This is a genomic window from Actinokineospora inagensis DSM 44258 (genome assembly GCF_000482865.1).
Classification (GTDB): domain Bacteria; phylum Actinomycetota; class Actinomycetes; order Mycobacteriales; family Pseudonocardiaceae; genus Actinokineospora; species Actinokineospora inagensis.
This window is the reverse complement of record NZ_AXWW01000026.1, coordinates 33,027-54,329: the sequence shown is the minus strand read 5'-3', so window position 1 is coordinate 54,329 and position 21,303 is coordinate 33,027. Positions and strand designations below refer to the sequence as shown.

General features: G+C 69.9%; 22 protein-coding genes. 7 read left to right on the top strand and 15 right to left on the bottom strand.

Features of this window, described 5'->3' with window-relative positions:
* Nucleotides 1–9: 9 nt before the first annotated feature.
* Entirely contained in the window at nucleotides 10–789 is a 780-nt protein-coding gene (locus H504_RS34495; RefSeq protein ID WP_035303988.1) for a GAF and ANTAR domain-containing protein, read from the bottom strand.
* A gap of 84 nt (nucleotides 790–873) precedes the next feature.
* Nucleotides 874–1,620, bottom strand: a complete 747-nt coding sequence (locus H504_RS0111155) for a GAF and ANTAR domain-containing protein (RefSeq protein WP_245614193.1) — start codon at nucleotides 1,618–1,620, stop codon at nucleotides 874–876.
* A 425-nt stretch (nucleotides 1,621–2,045) separates the two neighbouring features.
* On the opposite strand from H504_RS0111155, the gene H504_RS41065 reads away from it, so the two are divergent.
* Together H504_RS41065 and H504_RS34490 are read left to right on the top strand one after the other, a co-directional pair.
* Nucleotides 2,046–2,216: a hypothetical protein gene (locus tag H504_RS41065; protein ID WP_157440349.1), complete on the top strand. Its 171-nt coding sequence runs from the start codon at nucleotides 2,046–2,048 to the stop codon at nucleotides 2,214–2,216.
* Entirely contained in the window at nucleotides 2,216–2,575 is a 360-nt protein-coding gene (locus H504_RS34490; protein WP_035303986.1) for an STAS domain-containing protein, read from the top strand. The genes H504_RS41065 and H504_RS34490 overlap by 1 nt, the downstream gene beginning before the upstream one ends.
* 160 nt (nucleotides 2,576–2,735) lie before the next feature.
* Here the strand turns inward: H504_RS34490 and H504_RS34485 are convergent, their stop codons facing one another.
* The 5 genes from H504_RS34485 to H504_RS0111120 are packed head-to-tail and all read right to left on the bottom strand — an operon-like array spanning nucleotide 2,736 to nucleotide 6,450.
* Nucleotides 2,736–3,197: a hypothetical protein gene (locus tag H504_RS34485; RefSeq protein ID WP_035303984.1), complete on the bottom strand. Its 462-nt coding sequence runs from the start codon at nucleotides 3,195–3,197 to the stop codon at nucleotides 2,736–2,738.
* Nucleotides 3,194–4,486, bottom strand: coding sequence for a molybdopterin-dependent oxidoreductase (locus H504_RS0111135; RefSeq protein ID WP_084467554.1), 1,293 nt, complete (start codon nucleotides 4,484–4,486; stop codon nucleotides 3,194–3,196). Before H504_RS0111135 ends, H504_RS34485 begins: the two co-directional genes overlap by 4 nt.
* On the bottom strand, nucleotides 4,476–5,129 hold the full coding sequence (locus H504_RS34480) for a methionine biosynthesis protein MetW (RefSeq protein WP_035303982.1): 654 nt from the start codon (nucleotides 5,127–5,129) through the stop codon (nucleotides 4,476–4,478). The genes H504_RS0111135 and H504_RS34480 overlap by 11 nt, the downstream gene beginning before the upstream one ends.
* A complete protein-coding gene (locus H504_RS0111125; protein ID WP_026422834.1) occupies nucleotides 5,126–5,797 on the bottom strand; it encodes a TIGR04282 family arsenosugar biosynthesis glycosyltransferase in 672 nt (223 codons plus the stop codon). Before H504_RS0111125 ends, H504_RS34480 begins: the two co-directional genes overlap by 4 nt.
* Nucleotides 5,794–6,450, bottom strand: coding sequence for a glycosyltransferase family 2 protein (locus tag H504_RS0111120; protein ID WP_035303979.1), 657 nt, complete (start codon nucleotides 6,448–6,450; stop codon nucleotides 5,794–5,796). The genes H504_RS0111125 and H504_RS0111120 overlap by 4 nt, the downstream gene beginning before the upstream one ends.
* A gap of 95 nt (nucleotides 6,451–6,545) precedes the next feature.
* Between H504_RS0111120 and H504_RS0111115 the strand changes: the two genes are divergently transcribed.
* Entirely contained in the window at nucleotides 6,546–7,907 is a 1,362-nt protein-coding gene (locus H504_RS0111115) for a hypothetical protein (protein WP_245614191.1), read from the top strand.
* On the opposite strand, the gene H504_RS0111110 is transcribed toward H504_RS0111115, so the two are convergent.
* Both H504_RS0111110 and H504_RS34475 read right to left on the bottom strand, forming a co-directional pair.
* Nucleotides 7,908–8,957 carry an NAD-dependent epimerase/dehydratase family protein gene (locus H504_RS0111110; RefSeq protein ID WP_026422831.1) on the bottom strand — a complete coding sequence of 350 codons (1,050 nt, stop codon included), beginning with the start codon at nucleotides 8,955–8,957 and terminating at the stop codon, nucleotides 7,908–7,910.
* Between the two features lie 134 nt (nucleotides 8,958–9,091).
* On the bottom strand, nucleotides 9,092–9,661 hold the full coding sequence (locus tag H504_RS34475) for a TetR/AcrR family transcriptional regulator (protein WP_035304010.1): 570 nt from the start codon (nucleotides 9,659–9,661) through the stop codon (nucleotides 9,092–9,094).
* 114 nt (nucleotides 9,662–9,775) lie between these two features.
* On the opposite strand from H504_RS34475, the gene H504_RS0111100 reads away from it, so the two are divergent.
* Nucleotides 9,776–10,468, top strand: coding sequence for a type 1 glutamine amidotransferase domain-containing protein (locus tag H504_RS0111100; RefSeq protein ID WP_026422830.1), 693 nt, complete (start codon nucleotides 9,776–9,778; stop codon nucleotides 10,466–10,468).
* A gap of 154 nt (nucleotides 10,469–10,622) precedes the next feature.
* Here H504_RS0111100 and H504_RS0111095 read toward each other — a convergent pair whose 3' ends face one another.
* Nucleotides 10,623–12,056, bottom strand: coding sequence for an alpha/beta hydrolase family protein (locus tag H504_RS0111095; RefSeq protein ID WP_245614189.1), 1,434 nt, complete (start codon nucleotides 12,054–12,056; stop codon nucleotides 10,623–10,625).
* 212 nt (nucleotides 12,057–12,268) lie between these two features.
* On the opposite strand from H504_RS0111095, the gene H504_RS34470 reads away from it, so the two are divergent.
* Together H504_RS34470 and H504_RS0111085 are read left to right on the top strand one after the other, a co-directional pair.
* Nucleotides 12,269–13,366, top strand: coding sequence for a sensor histidine kinase (locus H504_RS34470; protein ID WP_035303977.1), 1,098 nt, complete (start codon nucleotides 12,269–12,271; stop codon nucleotides 13,364–13,366).
* Complete coding sequence (locus H504_RS0111085; protein ID WP_026422828.1) at nucleotides 13,363–14,025, top strand: response regulator transcription factor; 663 nt, start codon at nucleotides 13,363–13,365, stop codon at nucleotides 14,023–14,025. The genes H504_RS34470 and H504_RS0111085 overlap by 4 nt, the downstream gene beginning before the upstream one ends.
* 26 nt (nucleotides 14,026–14,051) lie before the next feature.
* Here H504_RS0111085 and H504_RS0111080 read toward each other — a convergent pair whose 3' ends face one another.
* Nucleotides 14,052–14,591, bottom strand: coding sequence for a hypothetical protein (locus H504_RS0111080; protein ID WP_026422827.1), 540 nt, complete (start codon nucleotides 14,589–14,591; stop codon nucleotides 14,052–14,054).
* 559 nt (nucleotides 14,592–15,150) lie between these two features.
* Nucleotides 15,151–16,101, bottom strand: a complete 951-nt coding sequence (locus H504_RS0111075; RefSeq protein ID WP_026422826.1) for a helix-turn-helix transcriptional regulator — start codon at nucleotides 16,099–16,101, stop codon at nucleotides 15,151–15,153.
* A gap of 126 nt (nucleotides 16,102–16,227) precedes the next feature.
* Between H504_RS0111075 and H504_RS0111070 the strand changes: the two genes are divergently transcribed.
* On the top strand, nucleotides 16,228–17,190 hold the full coding sequence (locus H504_RS0111070) for an alpha/beta fold hydrolase (RefSeq protein WP_026422825.1): 963 nt from the start codon (nucleotides 16,228–16,230) through the stop codon (nucleotides 17,188–17,190).
* A gap of 442 nt (nucleotides 17,191–17,632) precedes the next feature.
* Here the strand turns inward: H504_RS0111070 and H504_RS0111065 are convergent, their stop codons facing one another.
* The 3 genes from H504_RS0111065 to H504_RS0111055 all read right to left on the bottom strand — a co-directional run bounded on the left by H504_RS0111065 (nucleotide 17,633) and on the right by H504_RS0111055 (nucleotide 21,256).
* Nucleotides 17,633–17,911, bottom strand: a complete 279-nt coding sequence (locus H504_RS0111065; RefSeq protein WP_157440348.1) for a hypothetical protein — start codon at nucleotides 17,909–17,911, stop codon at nucleotides 17,633–17,635.
* A gap of 309 nt (nucleotides 17,912–18,220) precedes the next feature.
* Nucleotides 18,221–20,002, bottom strand: coding sequence for an NAD(P)/FAD-dependent oxidoreductase (locus tag H504_RS0111060; protein ID WP_084467552.1), 1,782 nt, complete (start codon nucleotides 20,000–20,002; stop codon nucleotides 18,221–18,223).
* 6 nt (nucleotides 20,003–20,008) lie between these two features.
* A complete protein-coding gene (locus H504_RS0111055; RefSeq protein WP_026422822.1) occupies nucleotides 20,009–21,256 on the bottom strand; it encodes a cytochrome P450 in 1,248 nt (415 codons plus the stop codon).
* Nucleotides 21,257–21,303: the final 47 nt, after the last annotated feature.

Sequence of the window (21,303 nt, the reverse complement as noted above, 5' to 3'; positions counted from 1 at the left end):
CGGCGGCGGTCAGTGCGGCGGTGCGGAGTGTCGCTGCCTGCTGTGGTGGGTCAGGACCGTCCGGGGATCGAGGGTGGCGTTGGCCAGTTGGGCGGCGACGTCGGACAGGCGCGCGGAATGGTGGCGGGCGTAGTCCCGCAGCACCTCGAACGTCAGGTCCATGTCGAGGTCGCCCGCGTGGGAGAGCACACCCTTGGCCTGCTCGATGATGACGCGGCTGTTCAACGCGGTCTGCAACTGCTCGGTGAGGACCTCGCCGCGGCGGATGGCGCGTTCCTGCAAGATGCCGATGGTCGCGGTGTCGGCCAGCGCCTGGGCCACGAGCAAGTCGGCCGTGGACAGGCGACCGGTGTGGCTGCCGAACAGGTTCAGCGCGCCGATCACCTCACCGCGCAACCGCAGCGGAACGGCGTGCACGGACGCGAACCCCTGCTGGAGGGCTTTCGGCGCGAAGGACGGCCAGCGCCGGTCGACGGTGGAAAGGTCGTCGGCCAGGATGCGTTCGCCGGTGCGGTAGGCGTCCAGGCAGGGGCCCTCGTTGGCCTGCACCTGGAACAACTCCAGCAACCGGACCGCTTCGGTCGACGAGGCCAACACCTGCAGGCTGCCGCGCTGATCAGCCAGCAGAAGACCGGCCGCGGCGGCGTCCAGCAGCGCGACGGTGTGCTCGACCAGGCGGTGCAGGACGTCGACAACGTCGTAGTCGGCCACGAGGGTATCGGCCATCTCGACGAACGCGGCCACCATCCGGGCTTCCCGGGCGGTGGCGACGGAAGATGTGTCAGTCATCGTCGCTGTCTCCAATACTCTTGTCCCAGGGTAGCGGTGCTGGTCGGTTGTGGTGCGTGGTCGGGTTGTGGTTCGGCGGTGATTTCACTGAGCGATCTCGCGGGGGTGCAGGCGGCGGTTGACCAGGTCGGCGGCGACCTCGTCGACCAACCGCCCGGTGGCGAACGCGTAGCCGCGCAGCAGCGCCAACGCCTGACCGGCCGGGACGCGGTGTTCGGCGATGAGCATGCCGGTGGCCTGGTGCACGTGTTCCCGGTGGAAGGGCAGCGAGGCCAGCCACTCCTCGTCGATCTCGGCACCGGGTCCGGCGGCGGGTGGGCCGATCAGCGCGGCGGCGGCGATGTCGGCGACCTGCAGCGCGATCGCCAACTCCGGCGGCGTGAGCCAGCCGGGGCGAGTGCGGTACAGGTCCATCGCGCCGACCCGGGCGGCGCCGTGCACCAGCGGGAACGCGAAGATCGCCCCCACCGGCCGGTCGGCCATCTGCGCGGCGAACACCGGCCACGCGGTGGCCGCGTCCGCGGCCAGGTCGGTGACCAGCACCGGCCGTCCGGTGGTGAACGCCTCGAAGCAGGGTCCTTCGCCAAGGCTGAACTGCAACGTCTCGATGTGGTCGACGACCGCGTCACTGGCGTAGATGGTCTCGCGCTGGTCGGTGCCGGTCATCAGCGACACCGACGCGCCGTCGACCGGCAACAACTGCACGCAGGCCTGGCACAGCCGGGCCAACGGGTCCACGACGTCGATGTGCTCGCGCAGCGCGAGCGCGACCGCGGCCCGCAACCGCTCCAGTGAGACCGCCGGATCTGGAACGGCATGGTCACCGCTCACCCAAGGCACCCTCGTGCACAAGGGGAGCCAGGCATGCCCAGGGCCGCCTGACAGGCATTTCGCTCACCCTCACCTCGGGACTCGGCCACAGGGCCTCCCGGTGGTGACAGGTTCAGGGCCCACACCAAGACGCGTGTTCCCGGCCGAGGGTAGCCCTGTCCCGACGCCGACGCGCGTCGGCTACCTGACGGTGCGCGACGCGCACGCGAGCCCCGGCCTCGTGGCGATTGCGCCGGGTGGGCACAATCCACCCAGTGGGGAGGCTGACAGACTGGCCCACGCGTGCTACAAAGACACCACCACCTGGTCTTCCGATCGTCGTCAAGGTCGTAGACTGCGGCGGATGCATCGTCGAAAGTGAAGGCTGTCCCCGACCTCGGCAGTCAGACCACACCCTCGTGTGACATGTCGACAGGGACCAGACCATGGTCATGCAGCGATTCCGCGTCTGCGACCACGCCAAGACCGCCCACCACACCGCCTTCCGGGCCCCGGCGACACCTGTTGCGGTAGTTGCCATCCACGCCAAGGGCATCCTCGTGGTCCGCCACCACCGCACCGCGCGGCAGGCATTCGACCTGACGGGGTGTGTGTGATGCCCGCCGTGGCGTCGCTGCGCGTGGTGGCGGGCCGCTCCGCGCCGCGACTGCTGCGGCTCGGCGGGGAGATCGACCTGTACAGCGCCCCAGCGGTGGGAGAACAACTCCTCGCCATCCCGGCCACCGACGACGTGGTCATCGAGATGTTCGACGTGCGGTTTTTCGGCGCCGCCGCCATCACCGCGCTACTGGAGTTCCGCGCCCGTCTGCACCACGCGGGCCACACACTGCAGTTGGCCGCCGTGCCGCGGGTGGTCCGCCGCCCGCTGGACCTACTCGCCCTGCTGGATGTCCTGCCCTGCTGGACCCTGACCACCGAAGCCATCGCCGCCTGCGCTCGTCCCGTCACGCAGTAACCCACACACCGAACACCCACATCACGCGGCAAAACCCTTTGCCGCCAAGGGAAATCCCGGAGGCTGAGGTGGGTTGGCGAAGGGGTGGACGCCGGCGCCAGGCTTGCGTCAAGCGATGTGTTCGGCGGTGCGGGCGACGAGGATCCGACCGGTCGCGGCGTTAGCGTCGAGGAGTGGTTCGGGAGGTTGGGCGGGTGAGGGTCACTCGTCCGGTGTAGAGGGTGGCGCTGGTGGTGAGGAAGAGGGCGGTGAGCAGGAGCCAGCGGTGCAGGAAGGGGTCCTGGGTCAGGCCGGTGGCGGTGTGGAAGGTGTCGCCGCCTTGGCGGAGGATGCCGGGCAGGAACATCAGGAACAGCAGTCCTGAGGCCAGCAGCGGGATCCGGATGTGGTTGACCAGGGGCACGCGGGTGTCGATGCGAGCGATCAGCCGGTCGGCAGCGGTGTAGGCGGGGAACAGGACGAGGTCGTGGGCGACGGCGGCGGCGAGGAACCAGGTCAGCATCCTCGGCAGGTCGGGGTCGTCCAGGACGCGCAGGGTCGCGTAGGCGGTGACGGCGAAGCCCGCCAAGAGCACGACCGTGTGCCAGGGGCCGTGGGCGTGCGGCTCGGAATGCCGGGTCATGGTGCCCGCCGGAACTCGATGGAGCGGACCCATTTGGTGTTGTGCACGCCCGGCAGCGCGGGGACGATCACGCGCGCCGGGTAGCCGTGGTCCGGGGACAGGTCCACGCCGTTGACGTGGAGCGCGAGCAGCGCGTCGGGATTGGCGATCTGGTTGCCCTGGAGGGTGGCTTGGCCGAAGGGTCCGTCGCGTTCGAGGGACCGCACGTGCGCCGACGCGGGGGAGTCGACGCCCGCGAGGGTGGCCAGGTCGGCGAGGCGGACACCGGTCCAGTCCTGGGTGGTGGACCAGCCTTCCACGCAGGCGATCGGCAGGGTGGCGGTGTGTTGGGGCAGGGCGGCGAGACGGGCACGGTCCAATGTGACCGGTCGGGGGCCGCCGAGCAGGAGCAGGGTCCACGCGGGGCCCGTGGCGGCCGCGGTGATCCCGGCGGCGGTGGCGGTCCGGTTGACCGGGAAACCGTTCGGCCCGTCGCCGGGTACCAGACCACGCGGCACGAGCAGGGCCAGCGGTCGCAGCCATTCGACGGTTTGGCCCACGGTGAGCGCGCCCACGAGCAGTGAGCCGCCCGCGACCACGGCCAAGGCGCCGCGCCTGCTGATCGTCGCCGGGGTGGGCGCGGTGGCCACCAGGCCGCTCTCGACCGGTTCGGGGCGGGTGTCGACGCGCTTGGTGCGGAGTTCGGTGCGCAAGGACCGGGACCGCAGTGCCCGCGCCATCGCCGGGACTTTGATGACGATGTGGGTGGCGAACGCGGCGATGAACACCCACGCGCCCCAGTAGTGGGCGGTGTAGAAGCTGAAGCCGAAGACGTAGTCGTACTGGATGTTGAGCAGGCCGGTGACGATCTCGAACAGCACCGACCCGACCAGCAGCAGCACCGACACCCGCTCCAACAGGTGGGTCGCCGACCGGACCGGGGGCCAGGCGAACAGCCGGGGCAGCACCGACCACAGCTTGGCCAGCACGACCGGCACGAGCACGAGACCCAGGCCGACGTGCAGCCCCTGGGTGAGCTGGTAGAGCCAGGACGGTCGGCTCGGCCAGTCGAACCAGGGCAGGCTCAGCCAACCGACATCGCCCGGGATCGCCTGCCCGAACTGCGGTCCGTAGGCGATGTAGGACAACAGCCCCGTCACGACCACGGTCGGCAGCGTGGTCAGCAGGACCAGGCCGAGGACCGAGGTCAGCCACGGACCGCGCAGCGGGCTGCGCCACGCCTCGGGGCGGAACGGGCCGCCCGGTCGGTGTGCGCGCAACCACCGGAGCAGACGCGGGTCAGCCGCCATGGACCAATCCCAGCCGGGCGAAACCGCGACCCGCCAACGCGCCCTGCTCGGCCACCCGCAACCCGGCCCGCAGCGCCACGCCGACGATGGCGTCCACGCCGACCTCCGCCCAGGCGAACCACTGGCCAAGGACACCGCTGTGGACCCCGCCACGCACTCGCGCGGCGCCGCGCCACAGGCCCCGCCTGCCCGGGGCGGTCTCCACCAACACGCTGCCACCGGCCCGAACCAGCGTGGCGGCTCGGCGCAGCAACGCGACCGGGTCGCCGCCGATGCCGATGTTGCCGTCGGCGAGCAGCACGTGGTCCCACCGGCCCTCGTCGGGCAGGCTGGTGAAGATGTCGGCCCGGCGGACCGGCACACCGCGGTCGTCGCACTGGGCGATCGCCTGGTCGGACTTGTCCACCCCCAACGCGGGCAAGCCGCGCAGGCGCAGCGCTTGGACGAGCCTTCCCGGCCCGCACCCGAGGTCCAGGGTTGGTCCGTGGCACCGGTCGAGCAGCCAGTGGTCGCCGCCCGCGGCCCGGTCGCGCCAGCGGTCGGGCTCCATCGGGCAGTGGCCCCCGTCGGAGAGCTCCAGCGCGGTGGCGTGCCCGGTCAGCACGCTCGCGAACTCGTCCGGTACCGAGGCGAGGGCGGTCACGCCAGGTCCTCGACGGCGGTGCGGAAGCGGCTACCGGGAACGGAAGCGGCGACGAGCCTGGCGTCGTCCATCGTGTCCACATCGGTCAACACCGGCGCCCCGACGACACACAGGCCGTGGGCGCGCAGCGCGTCCGCGGTCCGGCTGCCGGTGTCGGCGCGCGAAGTGGGTACGTCGGTGATCGCCGATGCCGCGGTCGGGTCGCGCAGGCCCAGGACCCACCAGCCCCCGTCGGTGGCCGCGCCGAGCAGGGCGTCGGTGCCCGGTTCGCGCAACGCCCGACGGCAGTCCGCGATCAGCTCCGGACTGATCTGCGGGGTGTCCATGCCGACCTGGAGGCTCGCCGCGCCCGGCAGCAGTTCGGCCACGTCGCGGTGCGCGGCGCTGATGCGCTCGCCCAGGGTGTCGCCGCGCTGGACGATGACCGGGAGGTCGCGCACGGCGCGGCGCAGTTCGTCGCGTTCGACCGCGTCGTCGAGCTCACCGGAGAGCACGACGACCGGCTGGGCGTCGGGGACAGCGCGCAGGGCGCACAGGGTGTCCAGCAGCGCGGCGGCGGCGATCCTGGCCGCCTGCTCGGGTGTCGCGGGTGGACAGAGCCGGGTCTTGACCAGTCCCGGTCTCGGGGACTTGGCCAGCACGAGCAGGGCCGTCTTGGGCGAGGTCATGCGCGGAGTACCGCCGTTCCGAGGTCGCGTACCGCCCGGACGGTACCGATCACCGAACCGGACACTTTGGACTTGCCGCCCGCGCGGGGCAGGTAGGTCACGTCGACCTCCTCGATCCGCCACCCCGCGGCGGCGGCGCGCACCAGCAGTTCCACCGGATACCCGAAAGCGCGATCCGCAACCCCCAGGGCGAGCAGGTTCTCCCGGCGTCCGACGCGCACCGAGGCGATGTCGTGCACCGGGACACCGCGACGGCGCAGCATCGCCGACAGCACGGTGTTACCCGCGCGGGCGTGCCAGGGCTGGACCGAGCGGTCGGCCGCCACCCGCCTGCCGACGGCCAGGTCGGCGCCGTCGTGCACGAGACCCACCAGGGTGAGCAGTTCCGACGGGTGGATGGAGCCGTCCGCGTCCAGGACGGCGACAAGATCGCCCCGCGCGTTGGCCAGTCCGGAGTGGACAGCGGCGCCGTACCCGCGCCGCGGCTCGACCACGACCCGGGCACCCAGACCGCGAGCGATCTCGGCCGTACCGTCGGTCGAGCCGTTGTCGACGACCAGCGCGGAGTAGCCGTCGGGGAGTGCGTTGAGCACAGCGGGCAACGCCTCAGCCTCGTTGAGGCATGGCAGGACCACCTCGACTGTTTCGGTCACATCGCTGATTCGTACTGCAGTTCGGCGCGGATTGCCCGTCGAAGGGGATTTCCGGCGGTCTGCGGGTCGGTGCCGGCGGCCCTAGACTCGCGTCGGTGCGCTCTCCAGATTCCCCCATCACGGACAAGCCGACCGGTTCTCGTCCTCGGCGTGCCGCGATCCTCGATCTGCTGGTCATCGCGGTCGTGGCGGGGGTGGTCTTGGCCTCCGCGCTGGTTGGACGAGCGCTCAAACGCGACGGCACGGACATTTTCCTGCCGTTCCCGCCGTTGCTGGCGGAGTGGCTGCCGCACGTCGGTCCGGGCACGGCGTTCGCGGTTATGGTCGCCGTCGGGGTGGTGGCCTGGGGTCCCGCGTTGGCCGGGCGGATGCGCTGGCGGAACCTGCTCGTGGTCGGGTGGGCGACCTCGCTCGCGTGGACGTTCGCGCTCGCACTTTCCGACGGCTACGCCAAGGGGTTCGCCACCCGGCTCACCAGTCGCGACGAGTACCTGCACGACGTTCCCCGGGTGACCGACATCCCCGCGATGCTGCGGGACTTCACCTCCCACATCCTCACCGACCAACCCGGTGCCTGGACCACCCACGTCGGCGCCCACCCGCCGGGCGTTTTCCTGCTGTTCGTCTGGCTCGACCGGATCGGTCTGGGTGGTGGCCCGGCGGCCTCGGCGTTGTGCGTACTGGTCGGGTCCTCGGCGTGCGTGGCCGTGGCGGTCGCCGTGCGCGCGCTCGCGGACGAGGACCTGGCTCGCGTGCTGCTGCCGTTCTCAGTGCTTTTCCCCGGCGCGGTCTGGGTCGGGGTATCGGCCGACGGCTTGTTCGCCGCGGTGTTGGCTTGGGGCGTCGCGGGTGTCGCGTGGGCGAGCGCTCGCCGTGGTCGGGTGTCCGCTTTGGTCGCTACGGGTTCGGGTGTCCTGTTGGGATATTGTCTGTACCTGTCGTACGGACTCGCGCTGGGCGCCGCCTTGGTGGTGGCGGTGATCGCGATGACGAAAGCGTGGCGCACGGCGCTGTTCGCCGCGTTGGGCGTGGCGGCCGTGGTGGCGGCTTTCACCGTGGCGGGCTTCTGGTGGATCACCGGGTATGAACTCACCAAGGTTCTCTACGCGGGCAGCATCGCCCAGTCGCGGCCCTACTCCTACTTCATCTGGGCCAACCTCGCCGCACTGGTCTTCGCACTGGGACCCGCTGTCATCGCGGGCCTACGACACGCGGTGGCCGCGCCGAGACTGGTGTCGTCGGGTGTCGCGGTGCTGGCCGCCGCTGCGCTGGCGGTGGTCCTCGTCGCGGACATCTCCGGCCTGAGCAAAGCCGAGGTCGAGCGGATCTGGCTGCCCTTCGGCACCTGGCTGGTGCCGGCGTGCGCGTGGCTGCCCCGGACCCACCATCGGTGGTGGTTGGCCGGGCAGGCGGTGCTCGCCCTGCTGGTCAACCACTTGCTGCTCACCGTTTGGTAGCTATCCGCGCAGCGGAGCCTTCGCGAACTCCACCATGCCGTCCTCGAACGCGATCCCTGCTTGGAACCCGAGTTCGTCGCGAGCCCGCGCCGGATCGGCCACCACGTGCCGCACGTCGCCGGGACGCGCCCCACCCACCACCTCGGGGACGGGGCCGCCCATCGCCTCGGCCAACGCCACCGCCATCTCCCCGACGGTGTGCGGGGACCCGGAGCAGACGTTGACCGGGCGGCACGTCCCGGCACTGCCGGGGGTGGTGATGGCGGCCAGGTTCGCCATGGCGACATCGGATACGTGCACGAAGTCGCGCCGCTGCTTGCCGTCCTCCATCACCCGGGGGGCCTCGCCGCGCTCCAGGGCGGACCGGAAGATCGAGGCGACCCCCGCGTAGGGCGTGTCCTTGGGCATCCGCGGACCGTAGACGTTGTGGTAGCGCAACGCCCACACGGTCCCGCCGGTCTGGCGTGCCCACGCCGAACTCAGGTGTTCCTGGGCCAGTTTCGTCGCCGCGTAGGTGCTGCGCGGGTCCAGCGGGGCGTCCTCCGGCACCAACCCCGGCTCCAGCGGCTCGCCGCACAGCGGGCACCCGGGCTCGAACCGCCCGGCGTCGAGGTCGTCGACGCGGCGCTGCCCCGGGGTGACCGTGCCGTGCGCCTCGCAGCGGTAGCGGCCCTCGCCGTAGACGACCATCGAACTGGCCAGCACCAACCGATCGATGCCGTGCTCGTACATGGCGGCCAACACCACCGCCGTCCCCAGATCGTTGATCCCCGCGTAGTCCGGCGCGTCCGACGGGTCGACCCCGTGCCCCACCATCGCCGCCTGGTGGCACACCACGTCGACCCCCGGCAGAACCCGACCGAGCACGTCGCGATCACGGACATCACCGCGCACGACCTCGAAACCATCCAGCCACTCGGGGAACTCCCCACCGGAATGCGCCTGCGGCAACAGCGAATCGAGCACCACGACCGAGTGCCCCGAGCCCCGCACGACCTCGGCGACGTGCGACCCGATGAACCCGGCACCGCCGGTGATGAGAACCCGCATCGCCCAACCCTAGTGCGCGCAGGCCACCCACGCCGCACGACGGACAAGCAGGCCCGACCCGAACGACGCGGAATACCAATCCGGGTGGCACCCACCAGCCCAGGTGGCAGGCCTTTACACCGAAATGGACAGCATCAAGTCGTGAGCATGGAGATGGCGGTGGTGGCGATGTGGTCGAAAAGGGCGATGTCGTCCTGGGTTCTGGCGATGAGGACGGCGCCTTCCAGAGTGCCGAGAAAGGCGGCGGCGTGGTCGTCGGGGGTGTGTCGTGGGTGCGGGGTTCTCGGAAACCCGCTGTTCTCGATGCGGGTGGCCAACCATTCCCGGTTGACGCGGAAGAATTCCGCCACCCCGGCGGCGACCGGGGGTGGGACGGCGGCGATCTCGGCCGCGATCACCCCGCACAGGCACGCCTCGCCGTCGGTCAGACCCTCGCGGTACAGCGCGGCGTAGCGTTCGAGCGCGTCCACGGGGTTGGTGGCGAGGCGGTCGATGTCCGCCAAGCGGGACTGGAACCGCGCGGTGTAGCGGGCCACCAACTCGACGCCGAGCTGTTCCTTGGTCGCGAAGTGGTGGTGGACGCTGGCCTTGCGGATGCCGACGGCCGCGGCGAGGTCGGCGTAGCTGAACGCGGAGTAGCCCCGGGTGCGAACCAGTCGCGTCGCGTGGTCGAGCAGGGCGCCCCGGGTGTCGACACGGTCCATGACCACACCCTACCTGTCGATAGGTAGGCGTGACGGCGATCTCACCACCTTGACGGTCCGCCGCACGGACCATCAGCCTATCTACTAGTAGGTAGAACACCTGAAGGAGCGCACATGACCCGTCCCCGGCGGATCCTCGTCACGATGTCCTCGCACGCCGACCTCGGCGTCAGCGGCAAGAAGACCGGCACCTGGTTCGAAGAGGTCGCCACCCCGTACTACCTGTTCACCGCGGCCGGGTTCCAGGTCGTCTTCGCCTCGCCCCTGGGCGGGCAGGCGCCCCTGGACCACCTCAGCCTGCGGGCACCGTTCACCACGGCCAACACCGACCGCTTCCTCGACGACCCGGCCGGGATGCTCGCCATCCGGGACACCGCCCGGCTGGCCGACGTCGACCACCGCGACTTCGACGCGCTGTTCTTCCCCGGCGGCTACGGCCTGCTGTGGGACCTCGCCGTCGACTCGCGGGTGATCCGGATGGTCGAACAGGCCCTCGCCTCCGGCACACCGGTCGCCATGGTCTGCCACGCCCCCGGCATCCTGCGCGACGTCAAGTCACCCACCGGGGACCCGTACGTGGCCGGGCGCAAGGTCACCGGCTTCGCCAACACCGAGGACGACGAACTGGACCTGTCCCGCCACCTCCTCTTCTCCCTGGAGGACGACCTCACCCTGCGCGGCGCGACCTTCACCAGGTCCGCCGCCAACTGGCAGCCCAACGTCGTCCAGGACGGCCCGCTGATCACCGGCCAGAACCCGGCCAGCGCCCCGGTGATCGCCACAGCACTCATCGACCACCTCGCCTGACCCCCACCGGACACCATGACGGGCCATGGCCCAACGTGGCGCAGGCCTGGAGGAACCCAGGTTTCCCCAGGCCTGCGCCAGTCGGACCGACCTTCGCGGTCGACCGCCATCTTCCGGTCCCCGGGCGGGATGGTGGCATCCCAGCCTGAGCCGGTCAGCGGTTGTTGTCAGGGTGGTAGACGCTGAGCTCGCCGTAGGTCGACAGGGTGCCTGCCAGGTCACCGGATCCGTTGCGCAGAACGGAATCCAGGAAAGCGAGAGTGGTAGCGGCGACGACGTGTGGGCTTTCGGTGCGGCCCAGGGAGCCGACGATCGAGGGGAGCGGTGGCAGGTACAGGGGAGCGTCCGTGAAGGTGAGGTGTGCGGCGCCGGGGATGGTGAGGCGGTAGTTCTTCGCCGTGCCGCGCGTGAGTACGTCGGTGAGCTGGGGTAGGTAGCGCGGATCGGTGTCCGGGGTGATGGCCTGGGTGAGCGCGAGTGTCGGCTGGTTGAGGTCGGGTGATTGGGGGCCGCGGGGGTAGCCGTCCAGGTCGATGACGGCGGTGAACCGGTGGTCCCGTTTGGCCGCTTGCAGTGCGGCGGCGCCCCCCATGGAGTGGCCGGTCGCGGCGACTCGGCTGGTGTCCAGGCGACCGGCCAGCGGGTCGGCGCCGTCGAGGCCTTCCAGTCGGGTCAGCGCGAAGCTGAGGTCGGCGGCCCGGATCGCGGTCCAGTCGTCGGCCAGCTTGTCGTCCTTGTCCCGGTCGCCGGTGGAGACGGTCGCGCTGGTGATCGTCCGGCCGTCGGTGAGTACGACGGCGGCGGAGTCGTACGGGTGGTCGAGCGCGGCGACCACATAGCCGTGGCTGGCCAGTTCCTCCGCCCACGCGGTGTTCTGGGTGCGCACTCCGCTGGACCCTGGCGAGAACAGCACGATCGGGAACCGTTGTCCCCCATCTGCTACCGCGGCGTCCGGAACCGCGTGGGTGCGGGCGAGCGGAACACCGTCGAACAGGAAACCCGGCAGGCCGACTCCGCCGGCGAGTGCTTCGGAGACGGTGCGCGCCTCGTCCTCGGTGCGGCCGAGGTACTGGGCGCGCGGTGCGTCCGCCGGGCTGTTCCGCGCGGGGTACCAGAGCTGGGCGACGACCGTGCGCCGGTCCTGCGGGTCGGCGGTGAAGGTCTCGGGGCGGTCCGGGTCGGTCCACTGCAGCACGCGGGTGCCGACGGCGAAGTCGCCAGTGGGCTCCGGGAAGACGGGGACGGGGAATGCCCACGCCGCCACGGGGCCGGTGGCGACCAGGCAGGCGCAGGCCACCGATCCCGGCAACGCCAGCCACCAGCGGACCCGCCGAGCGCGGCCCCGCACCAGCGGGGAGACCGCGAACGGCGCCGCGACGATCGCACCCGCCAGCACCGGCAGCAGTTGCCAGCGGAGCCCGGTCACGCAGAGCAAGATGGCGGACAGCAGGAACACCGCCCCCGAGGCGATGGTGACGTGTCGGCGGGCGGCGGCGGGCAGCCAGCGCACCACCACCAGCGCGAGGGCGCTGAGCAACGTCAGGAGTTCCAGTGGGGACAGGTTCAGTCCCGAGATGATGTCGGTCACCAGGTCATATTCGATGCCGGACCCGTGCGCCCACATCGCTCCCCTGGCGCGGTCCCCGTGCCGTCCCCGGTGGCAATCGAGCAGCCCGGATCAGCGGCCGCACTACGACCACGGGAGGTATCGGGACTCCTACCGTGGTCGCAATCCGGCTCGCCGCGGTCAGACGGCGGGCTCATGTGCGCGGCGGGCCGTCGACCTACCATCGTCATGTGATGACCGAGCGGCACTGGGCGTCCCGGCTGCCGCAGGCGGCGTGGGACTCGCTGCTACCTGCGCTTCTCCTGCTGAACGTCCTGACCATGTGGACGCCCGCGGAGTTGCCGGTGGCCGCCGCGCTCACCGTCGCACTCGCGCTGCCCCTGGTGTGGCGGCGCCGGGCTCCGCTCACGGTGTTCGGCGTGGTGACGGCCGCGGCCGTCGTCCAGTGGCTTGTGGACATTCAACTGCCCGCGGACGTCGCACTGCTGGTCGCTCTGTACACAGTGGCCGCGAACTCGAGCAGGCGCGTCACGCTCGTCGCCGTCGCCGTCGTGGAGGTCGGGGCCGTCCTCGCCTGCCTGCGCTGGGCGACGGACAGCGCGTTCCTGACCCCGTTCGCCGCGCTCACCGCGATGGTCGTCGCCGCGGCTGTCCTCGGTGTGAACGACCGGACCACACGTGCCTACCTGGGTGCCGTGCGGGACCGGGCCGTCGCCGAGGAAAGGGCCAGGATCACCAGGGAGATGCACGACATCGTCACCCACAACCTGTCCGTCATGGTCGCGCTCACCGACGCCGCCGTCTACGCGCAGCACCGGTCGCCGGACAAGGCCACCACCGCGATGCTCCAGGTCTCCGAAACGGGCAGGCAGGCGCTGACCGACATGCGGCGCTCACTCGGCGTCCTGCGCACCGACGAGCCGGACGCGGCGCGCCACCCGCTGCCCGGCATCGCACAACTGGAGACCCTCGCGGGCCAGATGTGCGCCGCGGGGCTCCCCACCGGCCTCGACATCGACGGCGGCCACGCGCACATACCCGCGACCGCGCAACTGACCGTCTACCGGCTGGTGCAAGAGGCCCTGACCAACACCCTCAAGCACACCCCCACCGGCACGTGCGCGAAGGTCCGGATCGAGTGCGCCGCCGAGACCGTCACGGTTGACGTCACCGACACCGGCCCGCCGGCTCCTCCCGTCACCACCTACGGCCACGGCATCACCGGCATGCGCGAGCGTTCGGCGGACTACGGGGGGACGGTGCTGGCCGGACCGCTCCCCGGCGGCGGCTGGGGAGTGCACACGCGCCTCGTCTTCGGCGGCGTCCCGTGACGGTCCGCGTCCTGATCGCCGACGACGAGGCGCTGCTGCGCATGGCGTTCAGCATGGTCTTGGCGGCCCAGCCGGACCTGGAGTCGGTCGGCGAGGCCGAGGACGGCGCCACCGCCATCCGCCTCGCCGCCGACCTGCGCCCCGACGTCGTCATCATGGACGTCCGGATGCCGGGAACCGACGGGATCGAGGCGACCCGGCAGATCGTCCGGACGCGCCCGCAGACCAGGGTGCTGATCCTCACCACCTTCGACCTGGACGAGTACGCCTTCGCCGGGCTCAAAGCCGGGGCCTCGGGCTTCCTGCTGAAGAACACCAGGCCCGAGGAACTGCTCGCCGCGATCCGCACCGTGGCCGCGGGCGACGCGGTGGTCTCCCCCCGCGTCACCCACCGCCTGCTGGAGAAGTTCCGCCCGCACATCCCCGACGCCGTCACCACCGCCCGCGACGAGCGGCTGGGCAAGCTCAGTGCCCGTGAGCGCGAAGTGCTCGTCCAGGTGGGCTCCGGCCTGTCCAACGCCGAGATCGCCGCCACCCTGAGCCTCGCGGAGGCGACCGTGAAGTCCCACCTCGGCCGAATCCTGCACAAACTCGAACTCCGCGACCGAATCCAGGCCGTGATCTTCGCCTACGAAAGCCGCCTCATCCACCCGGCGTGAAGTGTTCCAGTGGCTCGACCCGTATCTCAAAAGAGCCACAAAAGCCCGCCGGACTCGGTGTTGAGGTAGTAGTCGACGCCCCGGCCCTGGTCGGTGTACGTGCAAATGTCCTGGCGGCCGTCGTGGTTGAAGTCGGTCTGCCAGATTCGGTTCGGCATGATGTCCCCGTATTCCCTGCTGACGAAGGTCACCGTTGTCGGGTCCGTTTGGCGCAGCACGTAGAAGGCGTACGCGGTGTCGAACGCGTCGTAGTCGGTGGTCACGATCTCGTTCGTGCCGTCACCGCCGAGGTCGACGACCTCGCCCATGTCGCCGCACACCGGGTACTGGAGGGGATTCGGGAAGCTGTAGGTGATCGCGGCGCCGTACCCGCCACCGGGCAGGCCGTGGGCGATCTGCAACGTGCACGTCGAGCCCACACTGCCGGTGAGGGTGACCACGTCGGCCCGCCCGTCGCCGTCGACGTCACCAGAGAACGGCGCGTTCCATTCGCCCGCGCTCGCCGGGGACGCCAAGGCCAGCGTGAGCACCGCGGCCACGCCGAGGACGCCGAGTTTCTTCGCCATTGCTCAGACCTCCGTGAAGTTGCCGATGCCGTCATTGCGGAAGTGCCGCCCGCGCAACTGGGGCACGTGCGAGATCGCCACCCCCTGGCTTGTGCATAGAACTCCCCCTCCCCAGTCGGACCCGCGCCGTCGCGACCCATCCACCCAGCTGATCGCCCCCGACATCCTGCGTGTTCACCCCCTCACCCACAGTGACTCCAACCGGCCCTCATCCCACCGGCAAAGCTCGTACACCGCACGGTCAATCGGCCCCGTCCAGCCCGCGCCGGTTCCCGCGAACCCGCACCGCCGAGGTACTCGACGAGATCAACGTGCAGGGGTCAACCGACCAGCGCACCGACGTGTTGGGCAGGTTCGCCGACGCTGGGGCGCAACGGGTGTACCGCGATCGTGGCGGGCAGTTCACTGCGGCGTTCGACGGTGTCCTGGGCGGACTCCGGTATCGAGGTCGTGAAGATCGCTGCGCGCTGCCCGCGAGCGAACGAGTACAGGCTCGCTGCTGCCTAACCCGCAGGTCAGAGACACTGAGCCGAGTAAGAAGATCGGCGACGGGCAGGTCTCAGCCGTACAGCTCGACGAGTGCTTTGCCGATCGAGGCCAAGTGGTCTCGCACACCCGTGGGGCCGGTCACCTCGAGCCATTCGACCAGTCCGGCGAGCTCGCCGGCGAGCGCGTACTCGTTGTAGCCGCGGATCACGACCTCGATGCGGCCGTCGGTGGTGGAGCCTCCGATCTCGAGCCGGTCGCCGAGCACCATCCGGAGCCGGGCTATCCCGTCGGGTGTGCAGGTCGCCTGGGTTTCGAGGGGGGTCCGCCTGCGTTCGACCTCGTCGGCGATATCGCGCCAGCTCTCGGCGAGGTCGAAGTCGTCGGGTCGGTGTACGGGATCGTCGGTCGGGTCGGCGGACGACACGCGGTCGATCCGGAAGGTCCGCCTGCCTGCGTCGGTGTTGCAGACGAGGTACCACGACGCGCCCTTGGCGACGATGCCCAGCGGGTGGGTGGTTCTCTCGGTTTCGGCGCCGTTGCCGTCGACGTAGCCGAGCCGCACCTGGACGCCGCGGATCACCGCGTCCTGGAGTTCGTCGAGGAAGCGGGGCGGCGGCCGGTGCTGGATCCGACCCGACCCCCACCGTTGCGGGTCCGTGACCAACGACGCCGCTGCCGCCTCGGCCTGCACCCGGAAAGGCTCCGGCAGGGCACGGACAAGCTTGCGCAGCGCTGCTTTCACGGGTGGCCTCGCGGCCGAGGCCGGGCCTGCAACCAGGAACAGGGCGCGGGCCTCGGTCGCGGTCAGCCCGGACAGGTCGGTGCGGGCGCCGCCCACGAGGCGCCAGCCGCCGCCCCGGCCCTGTATGGAGTAGACGGGCACGCCTGCCATGGCCAGGGCGTCGAAGTCACGGCGGGCGGTGCGCTCGGACACCTCCAGCTCCCGGGCGACGTCCGCCGCTGTGAGCTGCTCGCGCTGTTGCAGCAGCAGGAGGATGGCCATCAGCCGGTCGGCTCGCATACCGCCAACACTCCCACAGAAAACCGGTCATTGGGTGACCTGTTTCCACCGGCACGATGGCGACATGACCGCATCGGCCGTCAGTCGCACCGACGCTGACGCCCCAAGCGACCGAGAGGAAATACGATGTTCAATCCGACCGACTTTCCCGAACCCACCATTGTCCCCGTCAACGGTGTGGAACTCGAGGTCTTCGAAGCGGGCCGAGAGAACGCGGGAAAGCCCATCGTGCTCTGCCACGGCTGGCCGGAGCATGCCTTTTCCTGGCGCCACCAGGTGCGGGCCCTGACCGCGGCGGGCTACCACGTCATCGTCCCGAACCAGCGGGGCTACGGCAACTCGTCCCGTCCTGCCGACGTGACGGACTACGACATCGAGCACCTGTCGGGTGACCTCGTCGCACTCCTCGATCACTACGGCTACGCGGACGCCACGTTCGTCGGCCACGACTGGGGCGCGTTCGTCGTCTGGGGCCTGACCCTGCTGCACCCGAACCGGGTGAACGGCGTGGTGGCGCTGAGCCTGCCCTACCAAGAGCGCGGGGAGATGCCCTGGATCGAGTTCATGGAGGCCGTGCTCGGCGGCGACTTCTACTTCGTCCACTTCAACCGGCAGCCGGGCGTCGCAGACGCCGTGCTCGACGAGCACACGGCCCAGTTCCTGCGCAACATGTTCCGGAAGAACCTGCCCCCGGCACCGCCTCAGCCGGGTATGACGATGATCGATCTCGCCAGAGCGGAGACACCCCTCGGCGAGCCCGTCATGAGCGAGAGCGAACTGGCCGTCTTCGTCTCCGCCTTCGAGTCGACAGGCTTCACGAGCAGCATCAACTGGTACCGCAACCTCGACCGCAACTGGCGTCTGGTGGCCGACGTGGACCCGGTCATCCGGCAGCCCGCACTCATGATCTACGGCGAGCGTGACACGATCCTGAAGTCGGAACGACTGGCCGAGTTCGTGCCCAACGTGGAAGTGGTCGACCTGGACTGCGGTCACTGGATCCAGCAGGAAAAGCCGGACGAAACGAACCAGGCGATCCTGAACTGGCTGGACCGGCGAGCCGCCGCCCGAGACGCGTCCGGTAAGTGAGTCAGAACCATTCGTTGATCGCCTGGTAGCGCACGGCCTGCCTCGCCCAGCGGGTGGCCATGCCGCAGTTGCGTTTGATGCCACATTCCACGGCATTGCGCTGTCGCAGACCTCGGGTCGAAGGCAGGCGGGCGTCCGCCCTTCGACCCGAGGTCGCGCCGGTTCACAGCGTGGTGGGGTTCGGCTTGAGTGCGCGGATGCGGGCGTCCACCGCTTCCCGCTCGGCGGGCGCCTCCCCGCTGGGTTTCCGGGTCAGGTGACGGGCCGCGTCAGCAGTTCAGGGCGCGAGCCGGCTTGTTGATGGTGGCTGCGCGGCTGGTTGACGCACCTCTTATCGCGGCTCCTGCGTGCGATCGAGTCGCTCATGATCGACCGGGACTCGGCAGGCATGCGGGTGGTCGACTTCGGTACCCTCCCGCTGGGCGCAGTCGGTGTGGCGCGCTCAGGGCAGGTATGCCCACAGTTCGCTGTCGCCCGCCGCGGTTGCTGTGGGTGGTTGGATCTGGTCGCAGATGAAGGACTTGATCAAGCCCTGTTGCACGAAGTAGGCGCCCGCGCTGTTGCACTCACCGATGCCGCCGCGGATGTCCTTGTAGTAGACGTAGTTCGCCGGTACGCCGGGCGGGCGCGGCGGGCCATCCGCGCTCGCGGTGCCTGCGAACATCCCCGTGGCGAGAAGACCGGTCGCGACGACCACAAACCCGGTCATGACACGTTTCATGAAATCGTCCCGTTCGTTGAAGTGGTGCGGCCTACTTGCCGCAGGACACGACTCGTATCGTTGCCGAGTTTCCGCTCCGGCGAAATACCCGCAAGCACCATTGCGGACTTCGGTTCAAGCCCTTGCGCTGACGGGAGCAACACAGGTTCAGCCAAGATCGCGGCGAAAACTGTAACCCGGTCACAAAACGTATGAACAGACACGCGGTCCGGCTCGGTCTGCCGGATGGTTCAGGGCATGCGACGGGGATCGGGTTGACAGGCATTTTCGACCAGTGCAGGAGGACTGGGAGTTGTGCCTGTAACGCAATCACGTGGTAGCGGATGTCGTGACCAGTCCGGCACGGATGAGGCGTCGCAGGAGGTGTTGTTGGATTGGGGAGAGTTGCCCGGCCAGTTGGCGCGTGGTCGGTTTGGTGGCCAGGAGTGCGAGCAGCCGCGCAGTTCCCTCGCGGTCCAGTCCGCGGATGCGGGTGCGGGTGTCGTCGTCGGTGAACGAGAAGCGGTAGGCGGTGGTGGGTTCGGCCACCGGGGAGGGGATGGCGTCGTGGTGGGCGATCGGGTCGGACCAGTACTTCGCGACGGCGGCCCTGGTGCGCTCGTCGATCTCGCTGTCGAACGGCGGTACTGGGAGGAATCCCTTGAACCCGGGCACGTCCAGGCCGATTCCCTTGCGCACGAACACGTTCGGGGCCAACGCGAGTGGGGCGTCCGGGTCCGCCTTCGGGTGTCGGTCGTGTTCGATCACCCGGGACAGTGGTCCCTCGCCGTGTACCGGGGGCGGGGCGAGGCCGTCCACCCGGGTGTCGACGATGTTCTGCAGGACGTGCGCGGTGACCGCGGTGTTGATCAGCACGTCGAAGGTGCGTGGCTGGATGTCGAGATCGGGGCTGGTGCCGCGGTGGGTCCAGTAGACGCTGTCCGGGTCGCTCTTGCCGAGCGCGTGGTACCACTGGTCGATCGCCAGGGCGAAGGTCTCGGCCATGTTGTGCCAGCCGTCGTCGTAGTCGTCCCACAGGTCGCGGAGGTCGCGGTCATCGAGGTCGCCCGCGAGTGTGCGGTCCAGGACCGTGGCCGCGTTGACGGCCATGGTGGTGGCGAATCCGGCTCCGGAGGAGAACAGCGGGTCGACGAAGTACGCGGCGTCGCCGACGAGCAGCCATCGTTTGTCGTAGTCGGCGAACTGGCCGTTGATCATCGAGTAGTTCGTCGCGGTGAGCATGCCGTCCGCGACCGGTTCGGCATCGGCGATCAGGTCCCGCAGGTAGGGCACGGACTTGATGGTCTTGACGAACGTGCTCTGGTCAGTGAGGTCGTAGCCGTCCCGCTTGAGGATCTCCGGGATCGTGACGATGCCGATCGAGTAGGTCCGCCTGCGCTCGCCGTTGACCACCTTGCGGACCGGGATGTACCAGCACCAGCCGTCGCGGAAGGCGAAGCAGCCGATCGGGGACAGGTCGTTCGCACGGAAGATGTTCCAGTCGCCGGGCAGGGACTGCACCGGTTTGCCGCCGGTGAAGTGCTGCCAGATGGCGATGTTGCGGTATCCGGAGAGCCACTGCCGCTTCTGCTTGGTGGCGATGCTGTTGCGACGGCCGGACGCGTCGACGAAGTAGCGCGACCGGACCGCGGTGCCGTCCTTGAGCGTCACCGTGCAGCCGTCGTCGTCGGAATCGACCTGGCTGACCGGGGTTCCCTCGAACACCTCGACACCGGAGTCGGCCGCGTGCCGGAGCAGTACGTGGTCGAACTCGGCCCGGTTCACGTGGACGGCGAAGCGGTGCACGCCGTCGCGGCGGTAGTTGGGTTGGTCGAAGAAGGCGAACATGGGCGTGTCGCCCCAGTTGAACAGGCCGCCGCCGAACTTCTTGACCCAGCAGTCGCTCGCCAGCACCTTGGCCAGCGCGCCGCTCTGCTCCAGTGCCGGGATCATGGTGTGGGCGAACGACTCACCGATGTGCTCGCGCGGGAACCGCTCCTTGTCGAAGATCGCGACGCGCAGCCCCGGGCGGCGGGCCAGCAACGCGCCGAGCGTGGCGCCCGCGGGTCCGCCACCCATGATGACCACGTCGTAGTCGATCGCCTTGTCCATGACGGGTTACCTCCTGGGGGTTCTTCGCTCGACGTGCGATGTGGACACGGTCAGGGACTCCAATCCGTGGAAGCCGAAGTAGGCGTTCCACTTCGGCGGCGGGTCCTCGCGCACAGCGATGTCGGGGACCCGGTCCAGCAGGGTGCGCAGGGCGACCGCGGTCTGGATCCGCACGACCCCCGCGCCGATGCAGCGGTGCGCTCCGCCGCCCAACGACAGGTGTCTGGGGCGTCTGCGGATGTCGAGCACGTCCGGGTCGGTGAACTGGTCCGGGTCGCGGTTGGCCGATCCGATGAACGGCAGCACCGGCTGCCCCTTCTCGAAATCGTGGCCGCGGAAGGTGAACGACTCGGCGGCCAGCCGCCCGATGTACTGGACAGGTGGGTCGAAGCGCAGGAACTCCTCCACCGCGGCGGGCCACAGGCGCGGGGCGTCCACCAGCAGCCGTCGCTGGTCCGGGAACCGGTGCAGGGCCATCATCGCGTTGCCGATCAGATGGCGGGCGGGCTCGATCCCCGCGAACATCATCATCACGCACTGCGCGCAGGCCTCGGCCGCGGTGAAGCCGAACCCGCCGTCCCGCTGTGCCATCAGTTCCCCCAGCAGGCCGCGGTGGGGAAGCCCGCCCGTGTCGGCGGCGAGTTCGCGCAGGTAGGCCATCAGGGCCCTACCGCCTGCCCAGCCGCGCCGGACGTCCTCGACGGTGAGTGCGCTGGCGCCGAACAGGTAGACGAGGTCGTCGGACCAGCGGTCCAACTGTTCGTGATCACTCTGCGGGGCTCCGATGAGGGTGGTGAGCACCATCGCGGGCATCGGCCGAGCGAAGTCGGCCACCAGGTCGACCTGATCGCGTCCGTCCCATCCGTCGATGAGCCCGTTGACCACGCCCCGCACCACCTCGGCGACGAGCGACGGGGTGAGCACCCGGAAGGCTTCGTCCATCCGCGCCCGCCGGACCGTGTGTTCCTCGCCTTCGAGGAACCCGGTCCACATGCGCAGGAACGTGACGAACTCGTCGAACTCACCGCGCTGGTGCTCGGGCAGGGCCATGATGGGCAGCGTGGCGCGGTTGTTGGTCAGCCTGGGGTCGCGCGCGAGGGCGGCGGCGTCCTGGTAGGAGAACAGGAGCCAGGAACCGCCGTACATCCGCGAGTGGTGGATCGGTTCGCGTTCGCGGATCTCCGCGTAGACCGGGTATGGATCGACGACAAGGCTCGTATTGCTGAAGCTGAACGCGCGTGCGTCGAAGGGCATGACGTCTCCATCGGTCGAACCCGGTCACCGCGGCCACCCCGGCCGGT

Excerpts from the sequence above, each read along its gene's own strand:
- H504_RS34495 (WP_035303988.1), bottom strand. The coding sequence starts at position 789 with ATGACTGACACATCTTCCGTCGCCACCGCCCGGGAAGCCCGGATGGTG.
- H504_RS41065 (WP_157440349.1), top strand. The coding sequence starts at position 2,046 with ATGGTCATGCAGCGATTCCGCGTCTGCGACCACGCCAAGACCGCCCAC.
- H504_RS34490 (WP_035303986.1), top strand. The coding sequence starts at position 2,216 with ATGCCCGCCGTGGCGTCGCTGCGCGTGGTGGCGGGCCGCTCCGCGCCG.
- H504_RS34485 (WP_035303984.1), bottom strand. The coding sequence starts at position 3,197 with ATGACCCGGCATTCCGAGCCGCACGCCCACGGCCCCTGGCACACGGTC.
- H504_RS0111135 (WP_084467554.1), bottom strand. The coding sequence starts at position 4,486 with ATGGCGGCTGACCCGCGTCTGCTCCGGTGGTTGCGCGCACACCGACCG.
- H504_RS0111125 (WP_026422834.1), bottom strand. The coding sequence starts at position 5,797 with ATGACCTCGCCCAAGACGGCCCTGCTCGTGCTGGCCAAGTCCCCGAGA.
- H504_RS0111110 (WP_026422831.1), bottom strand. The coding sequence starts at position 8,957 with ATGCGGGTTCTCATCACCGGCGGTGCCGGGTTCATCGGGTCGCACGTC.
- H504_RS34475 (WP_035304010.1), bottom strand. The coding sequence starts at position 9,661 with ATGGACCGTGTCGACACCCGGGGCGCCCTGCTCGACCACGCGACGCGA.
- H504_RS0111100 (WP_026422830.1), top strand. The coding sequence starts at position 9,776 with ATGACCCGTCCCCGGCGGATCCTCGTCACGATGTCCTCGCACGCCGAC.
- H504_RS34470 (WP_035303977.1), top strand. The coding sequence starts at position 12,269 with ATGACCGAGCGGCACTGGGCGTCCCGGCTGCCGCAGGCGGCGTGGGAC.
- H504_RS0111080 (WP_026422827.1), bottom strand. The coding sequence starts at position 14,591 with ATGGCGAAGAAACTCGGCGTCCTCGGCGTGGCCGCGGTGCTCACGCTG.
- H504_RS0111075 (WP_026422826.1), bottom strand. The coding sequence starts at position 16,101 with ATGCGAGCCGACCGGCTGATGGCCATCCTCCTGCTGCTGCAACAGCGC.
- H504_RS0111070 (WP_026422825.1), top strand. The coding sequence starts at position 16,228 with ATGTTCAATCCGACCGACTTTCCCGAACCCACCATTGTCCCCGTCAAC.
- H504_RS0111065 (WP_157440348.1), bottom strand. The coding sequence starts at position 17,911 with ATGAAACGTGTCATGACCGGGTTTGTGGTCGTCGCGACCGGTCTTCTC.
- H504_RS0111060 (WP_084467552.1), bottom strand. The coding sequence starts at position 20,002 with ATGGACAAGGCGATCGACTACGACGTGGTCATCATGGGTGGCGGACCC.
- H504_RS0111055 (WP_026422822.1), bottom strand. The coding sequence starts at position 21,256 with ATGCCCTTCGACGCACGCGCGTTCAGCTTCAGCAATACGAGCCTTGTC.